Below are 22,399 nucleotides of genomic sequence, written 5' to 3' on the forward strand. Positions count from 1 at the left end.
TCTGGCACCGCGGGGCGGGTTTAGCCCATGAGCCCCCGGAAACCGACAATGATGGCCACCAATCCGAAGATCATGGACGTGGTGACCTTCATCAGGTTCACGGTCAGGTACCGGGTGGGGGCGCCGTTCTCGTCGCGGGCCTTCGGGCTCTTGTAGGCCTCGATCAGGTACGGCGGCCAGACGATCAGGGACCACAGGCCGCCGATGATCAGGATGACCGCAAGGGCGGTGGGAAGGACAATGCCGTTATCCACGGATCAGGCCTTGCGGCTTTCGATCCACTTGCCGGCCTGGCTGGCCTGGATGGTCAGGGCCTTGCCGATCATCGGCTCGGCCTGCTTGGCGATCTTGTCGCCCAGGAACGGGATGGAGGAGCTGACCTTGCCGTCCACGTCCACGCGGGTGCCTTCAGCCACGGCGACCAGGCGCTGCACGGCGTTGACCTTCAGCGGAACGCCGCCCACGGAGAGCTCGATGCTGGCCTCGCGGGAACCGTCGGCAGCCGGTGCGGCCCAGTTCTCCTTCTGCGTCACGGTCAGTGTGGCGCCGACAAACTTCTTGGCGATGTCCGGCAGCCGGTCGGTCGGCAGGGTGCGGACGGCGGTGAGGACAAACGCGCCGGCAGTGTTGCCGTCCACGGTCACCGAGACCAGGGAACCGCCCACATGCTCGCTGACGCTGCGCAGGAAGTCCTCGTTAGCGAACGTGTCCGTAACCGTGCGGACGTCGTGGGGCAGGGTGGTCGAGGCGTTCAGCGCCATGGGTCCTCCAGAGTAGGTATGCGGTCTTGCCGGCGGTCCGCGCGCAGGTGCGCACGTCTCTTACCGGCCCAGAAACATCCTAATCTGCGGCGGTCCCCAGCTCCGAAACGCCGTCGGTGGCGGCTTGCTGCAGAACGGGAGGCTGGGCTGGGCGGTTGCCTCCCGCCGTCGTCGTGCTGCCGGTTCGGTTACCGCTCCAGGCTGACGCAGGCCACCGCACGGTCGTCGTCGTCCGCCGTGTCCGGGCTCGCAGTCTCGTCGTCGTCGAGGGTGATCAGCAGCGAACGTCCGATCCCGTCATCGGGCAGGACCCACGGCACGGTGACGCTGGCGGTGGAGTTGCCGCCCTGATCCGTGGTGAAGTCCAGGCTCAGGTCATCCGACTCCTCGCTCCGGGTGTCGTCGTACTCCCGGCCGGCGTCCGCGGGGTCCGCGCCGCACAGGCTTTCATGCAGGGTGGCGGTGAACTCGGTGTTCGCCGCGAAGCCGCGCGCAATCATTTCCAGCGTGGTGTCCGCATCGGTTTCGGAGATCGTGATGGTGGTGTCCGCTTCATCGGGCACGGCCGAGGAGTCGTAGGAGCTGGCAATCGCGTTCTCGCACCACGGGCCGAAGGTGCCCTGAATGATGCCGCTGGCAATCGGGCTGGGGGTGGTGCTCCCGCAGCGGTCGGGGTTCTCCGTCACGCCCGGCACACCCTGCGCCTCGCAGTTTTCCTGCTCCGCGCTGCCCGGTGACGCGGAGGCGCAGGCCGCCGACGTGTCCCGGCCGGAGGACTCCGGGCTGGCGGTTCCGCTCCGGTCCACCTCTTCGTTGTCCGCCGAGTACGAGCCGCCTCCGAATTCGTTGTCGTTGTTGCACCCGGTCAGGGCCAGGAGCGAGAGGACAAATGCTGTGGCCAGGAGAAGGGCTTTGCGTGCCATGGGCCAATCCTTACGTCGCGTGGAATCTGCTGCCGGGCCGAGCGCCGTGCCTTTCCAGCGTGGCAGGGGCTCCGGCGAAAATCCATAAGCGGCCCGCGCATTAGGCCCTCCGGCCCGGTGAGCGGGGCTGAAACGCTGCAACCTAGCGGGCGGGACCGTCCACGTCACGCGTACGACGCCGCTGCCCGGGTTTTTTAGCCGACTGCGGTCCGGCGCCCCCGCCTTCGCTTTTGACAGACGGATCCGTAACTTACCGTCTGCGGCACGGCGTCCCCGGGAGGGGGCGGAACCCGGCGAACGCTGCTGCGCCGCCGGCACTGAAAATCACTCGCACCAATGAGGGGAAACATGAAAACACGTATTCTCCGCGGAACTGCGCTCGCAGCCGCTGTTGTCCTCACCGCCGGAACCGCCGGGCCGGTGTTCGCCGAGTCCGGCGGAGTCCGCACCACGGTTCCGGATGGCACCGCCTCCACCACGGACAGCGGCGGTAAGGGGCGCCACCCGGGCAAGCCGGGAAAGCCGGGTAAACCGGTCAAGCCCGTGAGGGACGAAAGCGCCAAGCTGCGCGCCGCCGTCACTCTCCACAACGTCTTTGACCATTTGGAAGGTCTGCAGGACGCCGCGGATGCCAACGGCGGCAACCGTGCGTCCGGGACGCCCGGCTATGAGGCGTCAGGGCAGTACATCGAGGACCAGCTGCGCCGGGCCGGCTACAAGCCTGTGCGCCAGGACTTCTCCTACGACCAGTTTGTGGTGGCCGGCGAATCTCTGGAGCAGACCGCACCGACGCCCACGGTGTACACGGCCGGAACCGACTTCACCACCATGACTTACTCCGGCTCGGGGGATGTCACGGCCGCTGTTACCCCGGTGGACCTCATCCTCACCGGAGACCGGACGGTCAACACCTCGGGCTGCGAGGCTGAAGACTTCGCGGGTTTTGCCGCCGGCGACATTGCGCTGATCCAGCGCGGGACCTGTTCCTTTGAGATCAAGGCGCTCAACGCAGCAGCGGCGGGCGCATCCGGCGTCATCATCTTCAATATGGGCGATGCACCGGGGGCGGACCGCAGCGGGCTGCTCAACGGCACCCTGAGCGACGGGGTGGGCGAGGACGAGGTGTCAACCATTCCCGTTGTCGGCGCCACTACCGCTCTGGGGGAGGCGCTGGCCGGCAGTGACGGATTTGAACTGCGGCTCAACATTGACGCCGGAGTGCAGACCACCAACTCGTTCAACATTCTGGCCGACACGGCCCGCGGGAACGCGGACCGTACCGTCGTCGTCGGCGCGCACCTGGATTCCGTACCGGTGGGGTCGGGCATCAATGACAACGGCAGCGGCAGTGCGGCCGTCCTGGAAACCGCAATCCAGCTTGCCGAGACCACCAAGCGGCACCCGCTGCAGAACCGGGTCCGCTTTGCGTTCTGGGGCGGAGAGGAGGACGGGCTGCAGGGTTCCAACCACTATGTCTCGCAACTCGATCAGGCAGGGCTGGACGGCACCTTGGCGAACCTGAACTTTGACATGTTGGGTTCGCCGAACCTGGTCCGTTTTGTGTACGACGGCGACGGCTCTGCGTTCCCGGACAGTACCGCTCCGCGGCCGACGGGTTCGGACGAGATCGAGAGGATCTTCGAAGAATACTTTGCCGGACAGGAGCTGCCCTCGGCTCCCACCGAGTTCAGCGGACGCTCCGACTACTCGGCGTTCATTCTCAACGATATTCCGGCCGGCGGGCTGTTCAGCGGTGCCGAAGGCATCAAGACCGAGGAGGAAGCGGTACTGTTCGGCGGAACGGCGGGGGAAGCGTACGACCCCTGCTACCACCAGGAATGCGATGACCTCGGGAACATCAACCGCCGCGGACTGGACCAGATGTCCGACGCCGTGGCGCATGCCGTGCTGACTTTCGCCCGGACGGACGCGGATCTGCGCGGCGGCGGCGATGTTCGGTCGAAGCGGCTGGCACCGGCGGGCGTCGACCTGCAGTTCCGGGGCGACGAGGCGCTGAAGTAATCGTCGGGCGAAACGCGGGCAATGGGCGGGGGGAACGTCGGCCTTGAGGCCGGAGGCGGAAGGCCGGGGGATTGGCCTTCCGCCTTCTGCTGTCTCCAGGCAGGGGCCCTGTCCGTGTCCCTGTCCGGCCCGAAGCCCTGCCCGCGTCGAGTAGCCCAGTCTTCCTCCTAGCGCCAGCAGAAACCCGCAATGGCAGTAGAAACCCAAACCGGCAGCAGCAGCCACGTTGGTAACCCGCCGATCCGGCGCCACTCCGGCCGGGACCTCCGGGCCCGCCCCAGCCCCCGGCGAGCAACAGCATCAGCCCGCAGCGGACGGGGCATTTTCACCGCCTGAACAGCGGGTAGTCTGGAAGAAAAGCCCCGGGGTTCCTAGTGAACTTCGGGTATTTGCGTTGCTTAGCCTCACCCACGTTGCAGCCGCACCCCGGCTGCACCGCCACAGCCAAGGAGAGCCCCTGCCCATGAGTCTGAACGGACTGCGCGCCGCACTGGCCGAAGACCCGTCCTACGCACGGGTGCGAACCCTCGCGTCGCGCACCCCCGACCGGCGCAGCGAAGACCTGCAGATCGGCGCCCCGCAGGGCATGCGGGCAGCGCTGCTGGCGGAAATGGTGGACGGGCTCGCGGCAGCGGCCGACGACGCCGGAACAGCCGGCGCCGACACCACACCGCCGGTGGTCCTTGCGATCACCGCGACGGGCCGCGAGGCCGAGGACCTGGCCGCAGCCCTGCGCTCCTACCTGCCGCTGGCCGGGATCGAGGAGTTCCCGTCCTGGGAGACCCTGCCGCATGAACGCCTCTCGCCGCGCTCGGACACCGTGGGCCGGCGCCTGTCGGTGCTGCGCCGGCTGGCCCATCCCGAGGGCCACCCGATCTCCGTGATCGTGGCCCCGGTCCGCGCCGTCGTGCAGCCGCTGGTGGCCGGGCTCGGAGACCTGCAGCCGGTCTCCCTGAAGGTGGGGGAGGAACGCCAGTTCGACGCCGTCGTCAAGCAGCTCTCCGAAGCCGCCTATGCGCGGGTGGACATGGTCTCGCACCGCGGCGAGTTTGCCGTGCGCGGCGGCATCCTCGATGTTTTCCCGCCCACTGAGGATCATCCGATCCGCATCGACTTCTTCGGCGACGAGGTGGATTCGATGCGCTGGTTCGCCGTCGCCGACCAGCGCACCCTGACCGGCCCGCACATCACGCATCCCACCGAGCTCTATGCACCGCCCTGCCGCGAAATCCTGATCACCCCCTCGGTGATGAGCCGCGCCGCGAAGCTGCAGAGCCAGATGCCCGCCGCCGCGGACATGCTCGAGAAGATCGCCGGCGGCATCGCCGTCGAAGGCATGGAGTCCCTGGCTCCGGTGCTGGTGGATGAAATGGTGCCGCTGATGGGCGAATTGCCCGCCGGATCGCTGTCCGTGGTGGTGGAGCCCGAGAAGGTCCGCGCCCGCGCGCACGACCTGGCCGCCACCAACGAGGAATTCCTCGCCGCCGCCTGGGCCACAGCGTCCGACGGCGGTGCGGCGCCGCTGGATCTGTCGGCCGGCATCAGCGCGGATCTGGAAGCTGCGAGCTTCCGGTCCCTGACGGACACCCGCTCCGCCGCCCTGGCGAACTCGGTGGGCTGGTGGTCCATTACCTCCTTCAACCCGGACGATGAAACCGTCCTCGACATCGACACCCTGACCATCAACGCCCGCGAACCCCGCGGATACCAGGGCGACGTTGCGGAAATGATGGAGTTCATCGGCTCCCGGGTGCGCGACGCGTGGCGCGTTGTGGTGGTCACCGAAGGCCCCGGCCCGGCCGCGCGCCTGGCCGAGCTGTTCAAGGACAACGACATTCCGGCGTCGCTCACCGACTCCGTGGACACCGAACCGGTGCCGGGCATCATCTCCATCACCACCGCCAGCGCCGGCCGCGGCTACGTCTTTGACGGGCTCAAGACCGGGCTGCTGACCGAGGCCGACCTGCTGGGCCGGGCCAGTGCCTACTCCACCCGCGACATGCGCAAGGTGCCCTCGAAGCGTCGCAACGCCGTCGACCCCCTACAGCTGCACGAAGGCGACTTTGTGGTGCATGAGCAGCACGGTGTCGGCAGGTTTGTGGAGCTGATCCAGCGCGCCACCGGCGCCGGCGCCAGCAAAACCGTGCGCGAGTACATGGTGCTCGAATACGCCCCGGCCAAGCGCGGCGGCCCCGGCGACCGGCTGTTTGTGCCCACCGACCAGCTGGACCAGATCACCCGCTACGTGGGCGGGGAAACCCCGGTGCTGTCCAAGATGGGCGGCTCGGACTGGGCCAAGACCAAGTCCCGGGCGCGCAAGGCGGTCAAGGAGATCGCCGGAGAGCTGATCCGGCTGTACTCGGCGCGGATGGCGTCCAAGGGGCACGCGTTCGCGAAGGACACCCCGTGGCAGCGCGAGCTGGAGGAGGCGTTCCCGTATGTGGAAACCCCGGACCAGCTGACCACCATCAACGAGGTCAAGGCGGACATGGAGAAGGAAGTCCCCATGGACCGCCTGGTCTCCGGCGACGTCGGCTACGGCAAGACCGAAATTGCGGTGCGCGCCGCGTTCAAGGCCGTGCAGGACGGCAAGCAGGTGGCGGTGCTGGTGCCCACCACGCTGCTGGCCCAGCAGCACATGGAAACCTTCGGCGAACGCTTCTCCGGGTTCCCGGTCCGGGTGGAATCACTGTCCCGGTTCCAGACCTCCAAGCAGGCCAAGGAAACCATCGAGGGTGTGAAGAACGGCTCCGTGGACGTGGTCATCGGCACGCACCGCCTGCTTTCGCAGGAGGTCCAGTTCAAGGATCTGGGCCTGGTGATCGTCGATGAGGAGCAGCGGTTCGGCGTTGAGCACAAGGAAGCGCTGAAGAAGATGCGCACCAACGTGGACGTGCTGGCCATGAGTGCGACGCCGATTCCGCGCACCCTGGAAATGTCGCTGACCGGGATCCGGGAAACCTCCACGCTGGCCACCCCGCCGGAGGAGCGGCATCCCGTGCTCACCTACGTGGGCCCGTACACGGACCGGCAGGCCTCGGCCGCGATCCGCCGCGAACTGATGCGCGAAGGCCAGGTGTTCTTTGTGCACAACCGGGTTTCCTCGATCGACCGCACCGCCGCGCACCTGCAGGAGCTGGTCCCGGAGGCGCGCATCGCCGTAGCGCACGGGCAGATGAGCGAATCCAAGCTCGAGCAGATCATCGTGGACTTCTGGGAGAAGCGCTTTGACGTGCTGGTGTGCACCACGATCATCGAGACCGGGCTGGACATTTCCAACGCCAACACGCTGATCGTGGACCGGGCGGACCACTTTGGCCTGTCTCAGCTGCACCAGTTGCGCGGGCGCGTGGGCCGCGGCCGGGAACGCGCCTACGCGTACTTCCTGTATCCGTCGGAGAAGCCGCTGGGCGAGGTGGCGCTGGAACGGCTCAAGGCCGTGGCCACCCACAATGAACTCGGCGCCGGCATGCAGCTGGCCATGAAGGACCTGGAGATCCGCGGTGCGGGCAACCTGCTCGGCGGGGAGCAGTCCGGGCACATTGCTGGCGTCGGCTTTGACCTGTACATCCGGCTGGTCGGCGAGGCGGTGGCGGATTACCGCGGCGAGGCCGAGGAGAAGGCCGCCGAGATGAAGATCGAGCTGCCGGTCAACGCGCACCTGCCGCACGACTACGTGCCGGGGGAGCGGCTGCGGCTGGAGGCCTACCGCAAGCTGGCGTCGGCGGTCACCTACGAGGCCATCGACGAGGTGCTCGCGGAGCTGGTGGACCGCTACGGCGAGCCGCCGCAGGCCGTGAAGAACCTGATTGAGGTGGCCCGGTTCCGGGTCAACGCGCGCGAGGCCGGGCTCACCGACGTCGCGCTGCAGGGGAACTTCATCAAGTTCGCTCCCGCGGACCTGCCCGAATCGCGGACTATGCGCCTGCAGCGGATGTACCCCGGCGCGCAGGTGAAGCCGGCGCTGAACGCGGTGCTGGTGCCCAAGCCCAAGACCGCCCGGATTGGCGGGCGGGACCTGGTCGACGCCGAGATCCTGGCGTGGGCGCAGCAGGTTGTGGACGCGGTGTTCAAGGAATAGGGGATTGCCCCGCCGGGCGCCTGCTGGTTTAGCGGGCGCCCTGGGCGAGGCCGACGATGAGGACGGCCACGCACATCATCGCCGTGACGACCACGATTCCGTATCCGATGCGGCTGACGCGCTGCTGGCGGGCCCGGTCCTGGCGCCATTGCCGGCGCGTCATAGTGCTACTCATGAGTCGAATATAGAACGGGCCGGCACAGCAGTCTTAGCGTAATCGCTACGCGCCTTCTCCCGGGGGACTACTCGTTAAAGCACGCGTCCACGCAACCTGACGCGGTTGCGTGGACGAAAACCCTGCTGCGGTGCTGCTACTCGCTGGGTACGCGGCCCTCGGCCAGAACCTTGGCGGTGTCCGAGCGTCCCATCAGGAACGGAACAAAGTAGGCCAGGGTGGCCAGTGCCAGGCAGATGACCATCGGCCAGACGTTGTCCAGGGACAGCCAGGTCAGGGAGTAAAGCCCGACCAGGAAGATCGCCAGGAAGATGACAAAGGTGACGAGGTTGCTGACAAGGTGCCCTTCACCCGAGTGCGTGGGCTGCTTGGACCGTGTTCCTGCCATGGTGTTCTCCGTTTCAAAAAGTATTCAGTAGCCGGCGGATCAGTAGTCCGACGCGGCGTTCCCACCCTTAACAATAGCGATACCTGAGCTTGCACCGATACGCGTGGCTCCGGCGTCGATCATTGCCTGTGCGTCTTCGCGCGAGCGGACACCGCCCGAAGCCTTCACGCCGAGGTCCGGGCCGACGGTCCGGCGCATCAGCGCGACGTCCTCGACAGTGGCGCCGCCGCCGTTGAAACCGGTGGAGGTTTTGACGAAATCGGCGCCGGCTTCCACGGCGGCCTTGCAGGCGAGGACCTTCTGCTCGTCGGTGAGCAGGGAGGTTTCGATGATGACCTTCAGGATGCCGCCGCCGGTGTGGACTTCGTCGGCCACGGCCGCGATGTCGCGGACGAGGGCGTCGCGGTCTCCGCGGCGGGCAGCGGCGATGTCGATGACCATGTCGATTTCATCGGCGCCGTCCTGCAGGGCGCCGCGGGCCTCCACGACCTTCACCTCGGTGGTGGTGGCTCCCAGCGGGAAGCCGATAACGGAGCAGGTGAGCACGCCGCTGTCCTTGAGGGCGTTGCGCACCGTGCCGACCCACAGCGGGTTCACGCAGACGGACTTGAAGCCGTATTCTGCGGCTTCGGCGCAGACTTTCAGGATGTCCTCGCGGCTGGCCTCGGGCTTAAGGAGCGTGTGGTCAATGTAGGACGCAATGGGTGTAGACATGCCCACTATCTTGCCACAGCGGGGGTCTGCGGAGGGGCTGCCGGGCCTTAAAGGCGACAAGTACCCTTTGTGTTTTCAAATATGCCCGTGGGAATAGGTCGGATGGGATTGTTGGAGAATCCCACCCGACCACTTTGTGCGATCTAGCGCGGATTGGGCCAAACATTAACCAGCGGCTTCATGACCGGCGCGTTGTCGACCGCAGCTGCTGCCGGGGCGGCAACGCTGACTGCAGCCATGGACGCCGCAAGCAGCACCGTGATTCCGAATTTCTTCATGCCATACTCCTATGAATTGAATTACAACCGACAGCCAGAAGTATAGGGATAAAAACTCTCCCCGTATATCGTTCAAATTATTCTTGGTGGGGACCCGCCTCATCATTAGCCATGCTGGGCACCTAGTAGCAGGGTCATATTTGGGCATGGATGTTTCCAAAGGTAGTGTGAACCAGACCACTCTTGCGATGCGTGTTAGGAAGGGCCTCTCGCCTTGGACGACTCCCTTGATTACATGATCAACGAATACACGGCACGGCAGTTCTGGGAGCGCCGAGAGTACAAAGACGCCATGCGCCAAGCCTCCGCCGCAGCGGAGAAAGCATTGGGCAGGGGGGATAAATCCGCATATTGGCGCACTTCGGTCCTCATGGCGGAGTGTCAGCTTGAAATGGGGCTCATCCAGGATTTTGCTCTCAGTGCCAAGCAGCTGGCCGAAGACCCTTCAGTTCGCGAGGATCCGGCCATGGAGGCGAGGGCGAAGGCTCTGCACGCACGTGCATTACACGCCCTTGGTCTCGTTGGGGAAGCCGTTCGCGTCGCTCAAGAAGCGGCCGCGATTGAATTAGTGGATGAGAGCGATGACCGCAACCACTTCGATACGCATCATGCGCTGGTCGCTTCATTGGCTGAAAGCGGCGACTTGGAGGGAGCGTGGAAGGCAGCGCTTGCGATGGAAGGGCTTATCACGGCGACTACCCCACCGGAAGTCGCCGGGCAGGCATATTGGGCGATTGGAAACGTTGCTTTCTTGATGGAGGAGAGCGCGCTCGGGCTATATCACCACGAAATGGCAGCAGAGCGGCTTACTCCCAGCAACGATGTAAATCTTTGGGCGCTCTTCAACAAGGCATCTGCACATATGCGCATTCAAGCGGGTCTCGTGGACCCCTCTACCCTGGTCTGTATTGAACGGGCAGAGCTCGCGATTTCAGTCACAGGCGGGAGTCCCATCGATGAACTGGAAATTTCATTGGTGCGAGCTCACTGGCTGCTCCTGACGGACGAAGCTGCAGAGTCGGTTCTGCGAGTCAGGAATATCCTGAAGCAGCGCGACCTATTGCCTCCGCACACACTCGCGGAGACCGAGTACATTCTCGCGCTAGCCCTGTTTAAGCTCGGTGAGTATGACGAAGCCCTACAGGCTGCCAAGCATTGCGGAACGACTTTTACGGTCCTTGGAGCCGGTCGGAGGGCGCAGGAAGCTCACCAGCTCATTGACAATATTGAACGTATGATCGGATAATTTTTATGTTATGAGCGGCACATACGCGTTGGACGGCTTGAAGCGATAAAACATGCTGGGTAAAGCCTAAAGATGTTTGGATAATTCGGCACAAATAACGTGTTGTATGCGCGCTGCCACTGGGGGGAAGCATGACACAGCAGGGCTACACGGGTACGGACACGTCCAGTTCCAGAGAGCTAAAAATAGTGGGTTCGCCCGACACCGATGAGCTCCGGGAAGTAGTTCCAGTAACCGCGGCAGTCCACGTCTCCGTTGCCCCGGAAGGGCACATCCTTCTGGTCCTGCCGGCAGGGGCCGTTGTCAGCGGCTCGATGGCATCAGAAGCAGCCGAAAAGGTGGAAAAGCTGGCAGGAACCGGCAAGCTGCCGATGCTCCTGGTCCTGACCGGTGTTGAAGCCCTCACCCGAAGTGCACGTACGGTCTTCGGCAGTGCCGCTTCGCTGGAAGCGGTGGCTGTCCTCGGCGTCTCGCCCGTGGACCGTGTGATCGCCAACTTCCTGCTCGGCGGGAACACGCAGCCCTGCCCCACGCGCTACTTCTCCACGGAACCGGAAGCGCTGGAATGGCTGCAGAGAAAGTGCCCCGTTGCCTGACCAGGAACCGCCCGCGCGGCAGCCCCTTGCCGCGACCCCCGCAATGCCCGCAGTTCCCGAACCCCGCGACGAACCCCGCGACGACCGCCTGAGCCAGGTGGTCGAAGGCATCATCCGGATGGCGTCGGGAGACCTGAGCACCTACATTCCGACGTCGAAGGCCCGGGACCAGGTGGACGCCGTGATCACCGGTATCAACCTGCTCGCCGGGGAATTGAGCGAGGTCTACGCCGACTTCGAGGAACGGGTGGAAACCCGCACCCAGGAGCTGCGCGAAGCCCACGAACAGATGCAGCACATGGCCATGACGGATCCGCTCACCGGCGTCGGGAACCGGTCATCGCTTCGGGAATCGCTCGACGCCGCGGTGGGCGCCCGGAAGGACGGCGAGCCCGGACCGGCCGTGCTGATGATCGACCTGGACGGGTTCAAGGACATCAACGACAGCTTCGGCCACCACGCCGGTGACCTCGTCCTCATGGAAATTGCCATCCGGCTTGTTGCGGCGGCCGGCACCGAAAGCGACGTCGCGCGCCTGGGCGGCGACGAATTTGCGGTGCTGCTCCCTGCCTCAACGATGCAGCACGCGCGCACCGCCGCAGCCAGAATCATGGAAGCCCTGAAGCGCCGGATCAAACTCGATGACCTGGACGTCTGGCCGCGTGCCAGCGTCGGCATCCATCTGGCCGCTCCAAGGGAGGACGCCAACAGCATCCTGCTGCGCGCCGACACTGCGATGTATGCGGCGAAGGACGACGCCCAGCAGCGGATCAAGTTTTTTGAACCGGTCATGCTGTACAGCCGGCAGCTGCGCCGGGACATGGCCGGGGAGCTGCGCCACGCCGTCGAGCGCGGTGAACTGCAGCTGGCTTACCAGCCGGTTGTGGAGCTGGAAACGGGCCGGCTGCAGGGCGTGGAGGCGCTGGTGCGCTGGAATCATCCCGTCCGGGGGCTGATCATGCCGGACTCGTTCATTCCGCTGGCCGAAGAAACCGGGCTCATTGTCGGCATCGGCCGCTGGGTGCTCCGGGCGGCTCTTGAACAGTTGGTTGGCTGGCGGGATCTGGTGCCCGCGGAGGGAAACTTCCAGATGCGCGTGAACCTGGCGGCGTCCGAACTGCAGAGCATGGACCTGGTGGACTACGTGCGCCGGGCGCTGCGCGAGACCGGCCTGCCGGCGTCGTCGCTGGTCCTGGAAATCACCGAGAGCGCGTTCATCACCGGGGGAGAGGTGGAAACCTACTCGCTCAAGTCCCTGCAGGCGCTGGGGGTCGGGCTGGCCATCGACGATTTCGGCACCGGCTATTCCTCCATCAGCTACCTGCGCCGGCTGCCCGTCGACACGGTCAAGGTGGACCGGTCACTGATTGCGGAGATTGACGACGACGACGGCCAGCTGCGGTTTGTGGACGCCGTGCACAACCTGATCCGGGCCGCGGGCATGGAAGCGGTGTTTGAGGGAATTGAAACCGCAGCCCAGGCCCGGCAGCTGCACAAGATGGGCTGCTGCAGCGGCCAGGGGTACTACTTCAGCCGGCCGCTGCCGCCCGCACAGCTGACCGGGCTCCTGCGGGAGGGAAGCACCCTCCCGCAGGCCGCCGTCAGGCTTCCGGGGTAGCGCCTACAGCCGCAGGGCTGCGTTTACGTCGGCGAGCACCGCATCAAGCTGTGCCCGGCCGGTCTTTCGGGCGGCGGGAAGATCCGCCGCGGACTCGACCGGAACAATGACCTCCAGGTAGCACTTGAGCTTGGGCTCGGTGCCGGAGGGGCGGATGATCACGCGGGTGTTGTCCCGGGTGACGTACTTCAGGCCGTCGGTGGGCGGCAGCTCGGCGCTGCCCAGGGACAGATCCACCGCGCTTTCCACCGGGGATCCGGCGAAGGACACCGGGGGCTCCACGCGCAGCTGCGCCATCATGGTGCCCAGCAGGCCCAGGTCGGAAACCCGGACGGAGAGCTGGTCCGTCAGGTGCAGACCGTGCTGCACGGCCAGGTCGTCGAGCTCGTCGAAGAGGGTCCGCCCGCCGGCCTTCAGGGCGGCAGCCATCTCGGCCACGAGCAGGCCGGCGGAAATGCCGTCCTTGTCCCGGACCAACCCCGGCGCCACGCAGTAGCCCAGCGCTTCCTCGTATCCGTAGGTCAGGTGCGGCACGCGGGAGATCCACTTGAAGCCGGTGAGCGTCTCCACATGGGCAAAGCCGGCGGCCTCGGCAACACGGGCCAGCAGCCGGGAGGACACGATGGAGTTGGCGAACACGACGCCGGTGCGCGTCTTTTCGCCCCGGACCTTCCAGTGCCCGGAGGCAATCCGTCGGGTCAGGTGCCGGCCCAGCAGGGCACCGACTTCGTCCCCGCGCAGCATCCGCCACTGTCCGTCGGCCGGGTTCTTTGCCGCCACGGCCACGCGGTCCGCGTCAGGGTCATTGGCGATGACGAGATCGGCGTCGTGCTCGACGGCGGTCTCCAGGGCCAGATCCAGCGCGCCGGGCTCCTCCGGGTTGGGGAAGGCGACGGTGGGGAAGTCCGGGTCCGGATCGGCCTGTGCAGCCACGGGAATGACCTTGCGGAAGCCGGCATCCTTCAACACCGACTTCATAGTGTCCCCGCCAACCCCGTGCAGGGAGGTCAGGACGATCTTCAGCTCCCGCTCCGGATAGCGGTCGCGGGCGACCAGCCGGTCCACGGCGCTGATGTAGTCGGCGACGATGGACTCGGACACATCGGTCCAGCCCTCCGGCGCGGTCTCAATGCTGGCCAGCGGCACCGCGTAGTTGATGCGGGAGGCAATTTCGGCGTCGTACGGAGCAACGATCTGCGCGCCCTTGCCCGGGCCCTTGACCGTGTGGCCGCCAAGGTACACCTTGTAGCCGTTGTCCGCGGCCGGATTGTGGCTGGCGGTGACCATGACGCCCGCATCGGTGTCCAGGGCACGGACCGCGTAGGCGAGCACCGGCGTCGGGAGCGTGCAGGGGAGCAGGAAGGTCTCAATGCCCGCGGCGCTGAACACGGCGGCGGTTTCCAGCGCGAAGGCGCGGGAGTTGTGCCGTGCGTCGTAGCCGATCACGGCGCTGGGGGTGTACCTGTCCCCGGAGGTGTCCTGCAGGAAGGAGGCGATGCCGGCGGCGGTGCGGCGCACCACCACGCGGTTCATGCGGCGCGGGCCGGCGCCGAGGGCAGCCCGCAGGCCGGCCGTGCCGAACTCCAGGGTGCCGGTGAACCGGTCCTCGAGCTCTTCGGCGGCAGCCGCGGCCGCGGATTCTTCGCCCTTCAGAGCAGTAATCAGCGATCGCAGTTCGGCCGCAGTGGCCGGATCGGGATCTTCGTCGGCCCAGGTCTGGGCGGCGGTCACGAGCTCATCAAGCTCAGTGGGATTCAACGTCATGGGGTGTACCTACGGATCGGGGACGAGGGGAGCGGCAGCTTGCTAGAGCTTGCCGATGATGTCAGCGAGCAGGCGGGAAATCCGCGGTCCTGCTGCAGCGCCGGATTCCAGGACCTCGGCGTGGCTGAGCGGCTCGGGGCTGATGCCCGCGGCGAGGTTGGTGACCAGCGAAATGCCGAAGACCTCCATGCCGGCGTGCCGGGCGGCGATGGCTTCCAGTGCGGTGGACATGCCCACCAGATCTGCTCCGATGGTTTTGGCGTAGCGGACTTCGGCCGGAGTCTCGTAGTGCGGGCCGGTGAACTGCGCGTACACGCCTTCGTCCAGGGTCGGATCCACGGTGCGGGCGAGATCGCGCAGGCGGGAGGAGTACAGGTCCGTCAGGTCCACAAAGGTGGCGCCTTCAAGCGGGGACGTGGCCGTGAGGTTGAGGTGGTCGCTGATCAGCACCGGGGTGCCGGGCTTCCAGTCCGGGTTCAGCCCGCCGCAGCCGTTGGTCAGGACCATGACCTTGGCGCCGGCAGCCGCGGCGGTGCGCACACCGTGCACGACGGCGCGTACGCCCTTGCCTTCGTAGTAGTGGGTGCGGGCGCCCAGGACCAGGGCGCGCTTGCCCGACGGCGTCAGCACGGAGCGGATGGTGCCCACATGGCCCTGCACGGCCGGAGCGGAGAAGCCCGGAATCTCGCTTGCATTCAAGGTGGCTGTGGTCTCGCCGATCAGGTCGGCGGCCTCACCCCAGCCGCTGCCGAGGACGAGGGCGATGTCGTGGTTAGGCACGCCGGTTTTCTCGGCAATGTACTTGGCGGCCTGCTGGGCTAGTTCAAAGGGATCGTTGCTCACTGATCAAACCTACCGCGAGATCGCCGGCTCTGCAGGAGCACCCCGGCTCCTGGCGCCCGCATCCCTTTGGTCCCGGGTTTGTCCCGGCGTTTGAGCGCCGGGCGGGGATGGGACAGAATGGACAACTGTGACGACCCAACTTGATTTTACTGCCCGAAAAATTGCTATCCTCGGCGGCGGCCCCGGCGGATACGAAGCCGCGATGGTGGCGGCCTCCCTTGGCGCCGATGTCACCGTAGTGGAGCGCGACGGGCTGGGCGGATCAGCCGTGCTGACCGACGTCGTTCCCTCCAAGACCCTGATCGCCACCGCGGACGTGATGACGCGCTTCGCTTCCGCCTCTTCGCTGGGCGTTGATTTCCGCGACAACGGCCAGCCCGCGGTCGCCGATCTGAAGATGGTCAATAACCGCCTCCTGGCCCTGGCCAAGGAGCAGTCCAACGACATCCGCCGCACGCTGGAGCGGGTGGGCGTGAAGGTCAAGATCGGCGAGGGCCGGCTGCTGGACAACAAGACCATTGAGGTTGTCACGGAAAACGGCACCGAAACCGTCGAAGCCGAGGCACTGCTGATTTCGGTGGGAGCCCGGCCGCGCGAGCTCGAAACGTCAATGCCCGACGGCGAACGCATCTTCACCTGGAAGCAGATTTACAATCTGACGGAGGTTCCCGAGCACCTGATCGTTATCGGATCCGGTGTCACCGGCGCCGAATTCGCCTCCGCCTACAACGGCCTGGGCACCAAGGTCACGCTGATCTCCAGCCGCGACCGCGTGCTCCCCGGCGAGGATGCGGACGCCGCCGTCGTGCTGGAGGACGTCTTCCAGGCCCGCGGCATGACCGTGCTGAACCGCTCCCGCGCCGAAACCGTGAAGAACACCGGCGACGGCGTGGTGGTCACGCTCGAAGACGGCCGCGTGGTGGAGGGCAGCCACTGCCTGGTGGCCGTGGGCGCGATTCCCAACACCGCCGGCATCGGGCTGGAAGAGGCCGGCGTGGCGCTGGACGAGCGCGGGCAGATCAAGGTCGACGGCGTTTCCCGCACCACCGCCTCCAACGTGTACGCCGCCGGCGACTGCACCGGGGTGTTCAACCTGGCCTCGGTGGCCGCAATGCAGGGCCGGATCGCCATTGCGCACCTGATGGGCGACGGCGTGAAGCCGCTGAAGCTGAAGAACGTCGCCTCGAACATCTTCACCTCGCCCGAGATCGCCTCCGTGGGCGTGTCCGAGCAGGACATTGCCGACGGACGCTACCAGGGCGACGTCATCAAGCTCTCGCTGCACACGAACGCACGCGCCAAGATGATGGAGGTCAAGGAGGGCTTCGTGAAGATCATTTCGCGCAAGGGCTCCGGCACCGTGATCGGCGGCGTTGTGGTGGGGCCGCGCGCCTCGGAGCTGATCTTCCCGATCGCCATCGCCGTGACGCAGAAGCTGCACGTTGACGACCTGGCCAACACCTTCACGGTGTACCCGTCGCTGACCGGGTCCATTTCCGAAGCGGCCCGCCGCCTGCACGTGCACATGTAGGTTTCTCGAAGTTCTCCGGCCCGCATCCGGGCGGAACCGCCGCATCAGGCCGCGTTCCGTTCGGGTGCGGGCTTTTTTGTGCCCTTTTCGGACGGCTGTGCGTGGTTGTGCCCGTCTGCGTGCGTCGAGAGTACAGATAACGGGGTTATCCCGGCCTCCGGCCCATCAGCTGCGCGTCGAGAGTACAGGTGACGGGGTTATTCCGGGCTCCGGTCCATCGGCTGCGTGTCGAGAGTACAGGTGACGGGGTTATTCCGGGCTCCGGTCCATCGGCTGCGTGTCGAGAGTACAGATAACGGGGTTATTCCGGGGTGGGAAGCCCCTTATCTGTACTACGGACGAACGGAACCCGGACGAACGGAACCCGGACGAACGGAACCCGGACGAACGGAACCCGGACGAACGGGACCTGACGAAAGGCACCCGGGAGGACGGACGGGACCTGAACGAACGGCCCTCTGAACAACGTGCCTCGAATCGGCGTACCCGGCGCGGCACCCCCGCCCGGAAGGAGGAAAGGCACCCGACCCGCCCCGCTGAACAAGGTGCCTCGAATCGGCGTACCCGGCGCGGCACCCCCGCCCGGAAGGAGGAAAGGCACCCGACCCGCCCCGCTGAACAAGGTGCCTCGAATCGGCGTACCCGGCGTGGCACCCCCGCCCGGACGGAGGAAAGGCACCCGACCCGCCCCGCCGTCGTCGGCCGCTGAGCGCGCGGAAGTGAGACATGTGTCCACATGCTGGACAGCATGTCCGGATGGTGGAACGGCAGTCCTAACATTGTCGAGAACGTCACTCCCACCTTCCGAAAGACCCCAAATGTCTACTAAGAATCCCTCCGCGGAGCCGGCATCGGCGCCGGCCAAGGCCAATTCCAAAGGCCGGGTGATCATCGCCAGCCTCGTCGGAACGTCCATCGAGTTCTACGACTTCTACGTCTACGCCACCGCGGCCGTCCTCGTGTTCCCGCGGCTGTTCTTCCCGAACGCCGAAGGTGTCACGGCGCTGCTGAGTTCCTTCGCCGTCTTCGGCGTGGCGTTCATTGCCCGCCCGCTCGGCTCGATCGTCTTCGGGCACTTCGGGGACAAGGTTGGCCGCAAGGGGACCCTGGTGGCATCGCTGCTAACCATGGGCATCGCGACCTTCCTGATCGGCTGCCTGCCCACCGCTGTCGACGGCTGGACGGTTCTGGCCCCGGCGATGCTGGTGGTCCTGCGGTTCGCCCAGGGCCTGGCCCTCGGCGGGGAATGGTCCGGCGCAGCACTGCTGGCCACGGAAAACGCTCCGGCGAACAAACGCGCCGTCTGGGGAACGTTCCCGCAGCTGGGCGCACCGATCGGATTCATCCTGGCCAACGGCCTGTTCCTGCTGCTCAGCTTCCAGCTGGACGCCGACCAGTTCGACTCGTGGGGCTGGCGCATTCCGTTCCTGGCCAGCGCCGTCATGGTGATCATCGGCCTGTACGTGCGGCTGAAGCTGGTGGAGACCCCGGCCTTCCAGAAGGTTGTCGATTCCGGTGAAGTCAGCAAGCTGCCGCTGAGCCGTGCGTTCAAGTACAGCTGGCGCCAGATGATTGCCGGCACGTTCATCATGCTGGCCACCTACGTGCTGTTCTACCTGATGACCACCTTCACGCTCTCCTACGGCACCGCCGCCAAGAGCGAAGAAGCCGCACGCGCGGCCGCCGAAAAGGCAGGCAAGACCTTCGATCCGGAAACCTTCGCCGCAGGTCTGGGCTACGCCCGCAACGACTTCCTGATCATGCTGATCATCGGCGTGGTGTTCTTCGGAATCTTCACGCTCGTCTCCGGTCCTCTGGCCGAAAAGTTCGGCCGCCGCAAGACACTGCTGGTCGTGACTGCCGGCATCTTCCTCTTCGGCTTCACCTTCTCGCCGCTGTTCGACGGCGGAACCGTGGGCGTCATGGCCCTGCTGATCATCGGCTTCACGCTGATGGGCCTGACCTTCGGGCCGATGGGCGCCATGCTGCCGGAACTGTTCCCGACCAACGTGCGCTACACCGGCTCGGCCATCGCCTACAACTTCTCCTCGATCCTGGGCGCTGCCGTGGCTCCGTTCATCGCCGTGGCCCTGTGGCAGGCGGCCGACGGAAGCCCGTGGCTGGTGGGCGTCTACCTGTCCTCGATGGCGGTGCTGACGCTGATCGCACTGTTCGTCACCAAGGACACCAAGGACGTCGACTACGCGAACCACTCGACGAACTAACGTCCCGCAACGCCAAAGCGGCCCGGCCCCGGATCTCGGGGGCCGGGCCGCTTTCGCGTGCGCGGGGTTCTGTGGCTGCGCCGGCGCCTCCGCCAGCGCTTGGAGCTAGTCCAGGATCGAGGCGATGACGGCGCCGGCGGAAACCGTTGCGCCGGGCAGTGCGCTGAGCCCGGAGACGGTGCCGGACTTGTGCGCGGTGAGCGGCTGCTCCATCTTCATGGCTTCCAGTACGACGACGAGATCGCCCTCGGCGACCTGCGCACCCTCCTGCACGGCCACCTTGACGATGGTGCCCTGCATCGGGGACGTCAGGTCGTCACCGGTGGCTGCGGGGTTGGCGCCGCCGCGGGTACGGGAGGACTTCCGGGCCTTCCCGTTGGCTCCGCCCCGGCCCGACCCGTTGGTCCCGTTTCCGGCACCGCCCAGACCGGCCGGGAGCACGACGTCGAGCCGCTTGCCGCCCACCTCGACCGTGACGCGCTGGCGGCCGCCGTCGTCGTCGTGCCGTGAAGTCAGGTCGCCCGACCACGCCGGGAGATCGTTGATGAACTGCGTTTCAATCCAGCGGGTGTGGACCGTGAAGGGACCGGCCGCGGGGGCAAAATCGGGATGCGCGACGACCGCGGAATGGAGCGGCAGCACCGTGGGCATGCCCGTGATTTCCATTTCGGCCAGGGCACGGCGGGCGCGCTGCAGGGCCTGCTCACGCGTGGCGCCGGTGACGATCAGCTTGGCGAGCATCGAATCGAAGTTGCCGCCGACGGTCTCACCGGCCTCGATGCCGGAATCGACGCGCACGCCGGGGCCGGAGGGCAGCTTGAAGGTCTCCACGGTTCCCGGAGCGGGCATGAAGCTCCGGCCCGGATCCTCGCCGTTGATGCGGAACTCGAACGAGTGGCCGCGGACCTCGGGATCGCCGTAGCCGAGCTCTTCGCCGCGGGCCAGCCGGAACTGCTCGCGGACGAGGTCCAGGCCGGTGACTTCCTCGGACACGGGATGCTCCACCTGCAGGCGCGTGTTGACCTCGAGGAAGGAAATGGTGCCGTCGGTGCCGACCAGGAACTCGCAGGTGCCTGCGCCCTGGTAGCCGGCCTCGCGCAGGATGGCCTTGGAGGCGGTGTAGAGGCGCTCGTTCTGCTCGTCCGTGAGGAACGGGGCAGGAGCCTCCTCCACAAGCTTCTGGTTGCGGCGCTGCAGCGAGCAGTCACGGGTGGAGACGACGACGACGTTGCCGTGCGCATCTGCCAGGCACTGGGTCTCGACGTGGCGCGGGGCGTCCAGGAAGCGTTCGATGAAGCATTCTCCGCGGCCGAAGGCGGCTGTGGCCTCGCGGACGGCGGACTCGAACATTTCCGGGATTTCCGAGCGGGTACGGGCAACCTTGATGCCGCGGCCGCCGCCGCCGAAGGCTGCCTTGATGGCCAGGGGAAGGCCGTGCGCATCGGCGAAGTCCAGGACTTCCTGCGCGTTCTTGACCGGGTCGGCGGTGCCGGGAACGAGGGGTGCGCCGACCTTGGCCGCGATGTGGCGGGCCTGCACCTTGTCGCCGAGCTGGGAAATGGCGTGGGGGGAGGGGCCGATCCAGACCAGGCCCGCGTCAATGACGCGCTGGGCAAACTCGGCATTCTCGGAGAGGAAGCCGTAGCCGGGATGGATGGCATCGGCGCCGGACTTGCGGGCGGCGTCGAGGATCTTGCCCATATCCAGGTAGGACTCCGCCGCCGTGCTGCCTTGCAGGGAGTACGCCTCGTCGGCGAGGCGGACATGCAGGGCGTCGCGGTCCGGATCGGCGTAGACGGCAACCGAGGCCAGGCCCTCGTCGCGCGCTGCCCGGATGACACGGACTGCGATTTCGCCGCGGTTGGCGATCAGGACTTTGGTGATGGAACGGGTCTGCTGCGTCTGCTGCGTGTGCTGCGGGTCGCCGGCGGGCGCGGGGTTGAACTGGCTCATTGAATGCACTGGCTCCTTTTGATCTGTTCGGAGCCTAGCGCGATTTTGTGGTCTCCGGCCATAATGCGTGCTGTTTGTGCGTGGGACGGGGCGTTTCATTGTGGGGACCCTACAACGCGGGCGTGCTTCGTGACGGTCTGCGGCGGCGCCGTTCGGGCCTCCCGGCGGCGCACTAATCCTGCACAGCGGGATGGCGGTGGCCGGTTATGCCCAGTAGGACCCGCCAATGTGCCGAAAGCCCGATGGCGAATGATTTATGGAAGCATGAGACTGCCACGGCCACTCCCTGATGCTCTGCGCGGACAGCCCTTTACCCTGGTCGAAGCGAAAGCGCTGGGGGTGGGGATCGAGCGGCTTCGTGCTTCCGATCTCCGCGTTCCCAGCCGCTCCATCCGGGTCCCCCGCGGTGAACTCCGGGATCTCGCAGACAGCTGCAGACCGTACCTTGAGCTGGCGCCGGGTGCAGTCATCAGCCATGTCACAGCGGCGCGGCTGCACGGGCTGGCGCTGCCTCGACGGTTCGCGGACGAGCCGGTGCTGCATCTGAGCCGTCGACCGGGACAAGGAATGCCGCGAAGGCGCAATGTGGTGGGTCATCGCCTCGACCTGGCCCCTCGGGAGCAGAGTGTGCTGCGGGGCCTGCCCGTGACCGGAATAGCCCGAACCTGGTTGGACCTTGCCGGCATGCTGTCGCAGGAGGAGCTCATTGTGATGGGAGACCAGATCGTGAGCGCCCACCGTCGCAGCTTTGGTCCGCCACGCATGGCGCTCGTCCCCTTGGAAGAACTGAAGAGATACCTTGCCGGCAAGGATCGCGTCGCCCATATCAGGAAGTGCCGCTCTGCTTTGGACCGCGTTCGCGTAGGCGTGGACTCGCCGCCCGAGACTGTGCTGCGGCTGATGCTGTCGGCCGATCCGGAGTTGCCCGAGTTCCTACCGAACGTGGCCCTGTGCGATGACACGGGGGAGGCGCGGATATGGACGGACCTCGGATGCGGGGAATTCCGGACCTGCCTGGAGTACGACGGCGCTCACCACCTCACCCCGGAACAGCAGGCACGCGACCATTACCGGGACCTGAAGACGGCCGAGCTCGGCTGGACGCAGGTGAAAATCAGCAAAACGGATCTCGCTCAGGGTCGACGCAGTGTCCAGGCAAAGGTACGCCGTGGTCTGGCGATGGCAGGGTGGCGGCGTCCATAACGACCATAACGGCGGCAGCCCATGCTCATCCGTAGTACAGATAACGGGCTTCCCGGGGCGGGATAGGCCCGTTATCTG

The 22,399-nt window shown here is 66.2% G+C and carries 18 protein-coding genes; 8 read left to right on the forward strand and 10 right to left on the reverse strand.

What is annotated here, in order from left to right:
- Window positions 1-20: 20 nt before the first annotated feature.
- The 3 genes from M1D40_RS04945 to M1D40_RS04955 form a co-directional block, all read right to left on the reverse strand.
- On the reverse strand, window positions 21-254 hold the full coding sequence (locus M1D40_RS04945; RefSeq protein WP_461170410.1) for an SCO4848 family membrane protein: 234 nt from the start codon (window positions 252-254) through the stop codon (window positions 21-23).
- Window positions 255-257: 3 nt separating this feature from the next.
- On the reverse strand, window positions 258-761 hold the full coding sequence (locus tag M1D40_RS04950; RefSeq protein ID WP_341393905.1) for a DUF2505 domain-containing protein: 504 nt from the start codon (window positions 759-761) through the stop codon (window positions 258-260).
- Between the two features lie 188 nt (window positions 762-949).
- Window positions 950-1,684, reverse strand: coding sequence for a hypothetical protein (locus tag M1D40_RS04955; RefSeq protein WP_461170411.1), 735 nt, complete (start codon window positions 1,682-1,684; stop codon window positions 950-952).
- Window positions 1,685-2,032: 348 nt separating this feature from the next.
- On the opposite strand from M1D40_RS04955, the gene M1D40_RS04960 reads away from it, so the two are divergent.
- Together M1D40_RS04960 and mfd are read left to right on the forward strand one after the other, a co-directional pair.
- On the forward strand, window positions 2,033-3,706 hold the full coding sequence (locus M1D40_RS04960; protein WP_461170412.1) for a M28 family peptidase: 1,674 nt from the start codon (window positions 2,033-2,035) through the stop codon (window positions 3,704-3,706).
- Between the two features lie 463 nt (window positions 3,707-4,169).
- Window positions 4,170-7,787: a transcription-repair coupling factor gene (gene mfd, locus M1D40_RS04965; protein ID WP_461170413.1), complete on the forward strand. Its 3,618-nt coding sequence runs from the start codon at window positions 4,170-4,172 to the stop codon at window positions 7,785-7,787.
- A 28-nt stretch (window positions 7,788-7,815) separates the two neighbouring features.
- On the opposite strand, the gene M1D40_RS04970 is transcribed toward mfd, so the two are convergent.
- From M1D40_RS04970 to M1D40_RS04985, 4 genes are all read right to left on the reverse strand, one after another.
- The gene (locus tag M1D40_RS04970) at window positions 7,816-7,962 is read right to left on the reverse strand and encodes a hypothetical protein (protein WP_341393901.1); all 147 of its coding nucleotides are present in this window, start codon (window positions 7,960-7,962) and stop codon (window positions 7,816-7,818) included.
- Window positions 7,963-8,098: 136 nt separating this feature from the next.
- Window positions 8,099-8,350 carry a hypothetical protein gene (locus tag M1D40_RS04975; RefSeq protein ID WP_341393900.1) on the reverse strand — a complete coding sequence of 84 codons (252 nt, stop codon included), beginning with the start codon at window positions 8,348-8,350 and terminating at the stop codon, window positions 8,099-8,101.
- 39 nt (window positions 8,351-8,389) lie between these two features.
- Window positions 8,390-9,064 carry a deoxyribose-phosphate aldolase gene (gene deoC / locus M1D40_RS04980; RefSeq protein WP_341393899.1) on the reverse strand — a complete coding sequence of 225 codons (675 nt, stop codon included), beginning with the start codon at window positions 9,062-9,064 and terminating at the stop codon, window positions 8,390-8,392.
- A 143-nt stretch (window positions 9,065-9,207) separates the two neighbouring features.
- On the reverse strand, window positions 9,208-9,342 hold the full coding sequence (locus M1D40_RS04985; RefSeq protein WP_341393898.1) for a hypothetical protein: 135 nt from the start codon (window positions 9,340-9,342) through the stop codon (window positions 9,208-9,210).
- A 214-nt stretch (window positions 9,343-9,556) separates the two neighbouring features.
- Here M1D40_RS04985 and M1D40_RS04990 point away from each other — a divergent pair, with 214 nt between their 5' ends.
- The 3 genes from M1D40_RS04990 (at window position 9,557) to M1D40_RS05000 (ending at window position 12,802) form a co-directional block, all read left to right on the forward strand.
- The gene (locus M1D40_RS04990; protein ID WP_461170414.1) at window positions 9,557-10,588 is read left to right on the forward strand and encodes a hypothetical protein; all 1,032 of its coding nucleotides are present in this window, start codon (window positions 9,557-9,559) and stop codon (window positions 10,586-10,588) included.
- 131 nt (window positions 10,589-10,719) lie between these two features.
- Window positions 10,720-11,184: a SpoIIAA family protein gene (locus M1D40_RS04995; protein ID WP_341393896.1), complete on the forward strand. Its 465-nt coding sequence runs from the start codon at window positions 10,720-10,722 to the stop codon at window positions 11,182-11,184.
- Complete coding sequence (locus M1D40_RS05000) at window positions 11,177-12,802, forward strand: putative bifunctional diguanylate cyclase/phosphodiesterase (RefSeq protein WP_461170415.1); 1,626 nt, start codon at window positions 11,177-11,179, stop codon at window positions 12,800-12,802. The genes M1D40_RS04995 and M1D40_RS05000 overlap by 8 nt, the downstream gene beginning before the upstream one ends.
- A gap of 3 nt (window positions 12,803-12,805) precedes the next feature.
- Here M1D40_RS05000 and M1D40_RS05005 read toward each other — a convergent pair whose 3' ends face one another.
- Window positions 12,806-14,566 (reverse strand): phospho-sugar mutase, encoded by a 1,761-nt coding sequence (locus M1D40_RS05005; RefSeq protein WP_461170416.1) that lies wholly within the window; start codon window positions 14,564-14,566, stop codon window positions 12,806-12,808.
- A gap of 42 nt (window positions 14,567-14,608) precedes the next feature.
- Window positions 14,609-15,409: a purine-nucleoside phosphorylase gene (locus M1D40_RS05010; protein ID WP_341393893.1), complete on the reverse strand. Its 801-nt coding sequence runs from the start codon at window positions 15,407-15,409 to the stop codon at window positions 14,609-14,611.
- 127 nt (window positions 15,410-15,536) lie between these two features.
- Here M1D40_RS05010 and M1D40_RS05015 point away from each other — a divergent pair, with 127 nt between their 5' ends.
- Entirely contained in the window at window positions 15,537-16,940 is a 1,404-nt protein-coding gene (locus tag M1D40_RS05015; RefSeq protein WP_341393892.1) for an NAD(P)H-quinone dehydrogenase, read from the forward strand.
- A gap of 818 nt (window positions 16,941-17,758) precedes the next feature.
- Window positions 17,759-19,165, forward strand: a complete 1,407-nt coding sequence (locus M1D40_RS05020) for an MFS transporter (protein WP_341393891.1) — start codon at window positions 17,759-17,761, stop codon at window positions 19,163-19,165.
- A gap of 105 nt (window positions 19,166-19,270) precedes the next feature.
- Here M1D40_RS05020 and M1D40_RS05025 read toward each other — a convergent pair whose 3' ends face one another.
- Window positions 19,271-21,118, reverse strand: a complete 1,848-nt coding sequence (locus M1D40_RS05025; protein ID WP_461170417.1) for an acetyl/propionyl/methylcrotonyl-CoA carboxylase subunit alpha — start codon at window positions 21,116-21,118, stop codon at window positions 19,271-19,273.
- Window positions 21,119-21,382: 264 nt separating this feature from the next.
- On the opposite strand from M1D40_RS05025, the gene M1D40_RS05030 reads away from it, so the two are divergent.
- Window positions 21,383-22,321, forward strand: coding sequence for a hypothetical protein (locus tag M1D40_RS05030; protein WP_461170418.1), 939 nt, complete (start codon window positions 21,383-21,385; stop codon window positions 22,319-22,321).
- The last annotated feature ends 78 nt before the right edge of the window (window positions 22,322-22,399 follow it).

It is taken from the genome of Arthrobacter sp. Z1-15 (genome assembly GCF_054792395.1).

What these genes read in the sequence shown, in the direction of transcription:
- M1D40_RS05005 (WP_461170416.1), bottom strand. Translation starts at nt 14,566, where the DNA reads ATGACGTTGAATCCCACTGAGCTTGATGAGCTCGTGACCGCCGCCCAG.
- M1D40_RS04960 (WP_461170412.1), top strand. Translation starts at nt 2,033, where the DNA reads ATGAAAACACGTATTCTCCGCGGAACTGCGCTCGCAGCCGCTGTTGTC.
- M1D40_RS04985 (WP_341393898.1), bottom strand. Translation starts at nt 9,342, where the DNA reads ATGAAGAAATTCGGAATCACGGTGCTGCTTGCGGCGTCCATGGCTGCA.
- M1D40_RS04995 (WP_341393896.1), top strand. Translation starts at nt 10,720, where the DNA reads ATGACACAGCAGGGCTACACGGGTACGGACACGTCCAGTTCCAGAGAG.
- M1D40_RS05030 (WP_461170418.1), top strand. Translation starts at nt 21,383, where the DNA reads ATGAGACTGCCACGGCCACTCCCTGATGCTCTGCGCGGACAGCCCTTT.
- M1D40_RS05025 (WP_461170417.1), bottom strand. Translation starts at nt 21,118, where the DNA reads ATGAGCCAGTTCAACCCCGCGCCCGCCGGCGACCCGCAGCACACGCAG.
- deoC (WP_341393899.1), bottom strand. Translation starts at nt 9,064, where the DNA reads ATGTCTACACCCATTGCGTCCTACATTGACCACACGCTCCTTAAGCCC.
- M1D40_RS05020 (WP_341393891.1), top strand. Translation starts at nt 17,759, where the DNA reads ATGTCTACTAAGAATCCCTCCGCGGAGCCGGCATCGGCGCCGGCCAAG.
- M1D40_RS04970 (WP_341393901.1), bottom strand. Translation starts at nt 7,962, where the DNA reads ATGAGTAGCACTATGACGCGCCGGCAATGGCGCCAGGACCGGGCCCGC.
- mfd (WP_461170413.1), top strand. Translation starts at nt 4,170, where the DNA reads ATGAGTCTGAACGGACTGCGCGCCGCACTGGCCGAAGACCCGTCCTAC.
- M1D40_RS04950 (WP_341393905.1), bottom strand. Translation starts at nt 761, where the DNA reads ATGGCGCTGAACGCCTCGACCACCCTGCCCCACGACGTCCGCACGGTT.
- M1D40_RS04975 (WP_341393900.1), bottom strand. Translation starts at nt 8,350, where the DNA reads ATGGCAGGAACACGGTCCAAGCAGCCCACGCACTCGGGTGAAGGGCAC.
- M1D40_RS04955 (WP_461170411.1), bottom strand. Translation starts at nt 1,684, where the DNA reads ATGGCACGCAAAGCCCTTCTCCTGGCCACAGCATTTGTCCTCTCGCTC.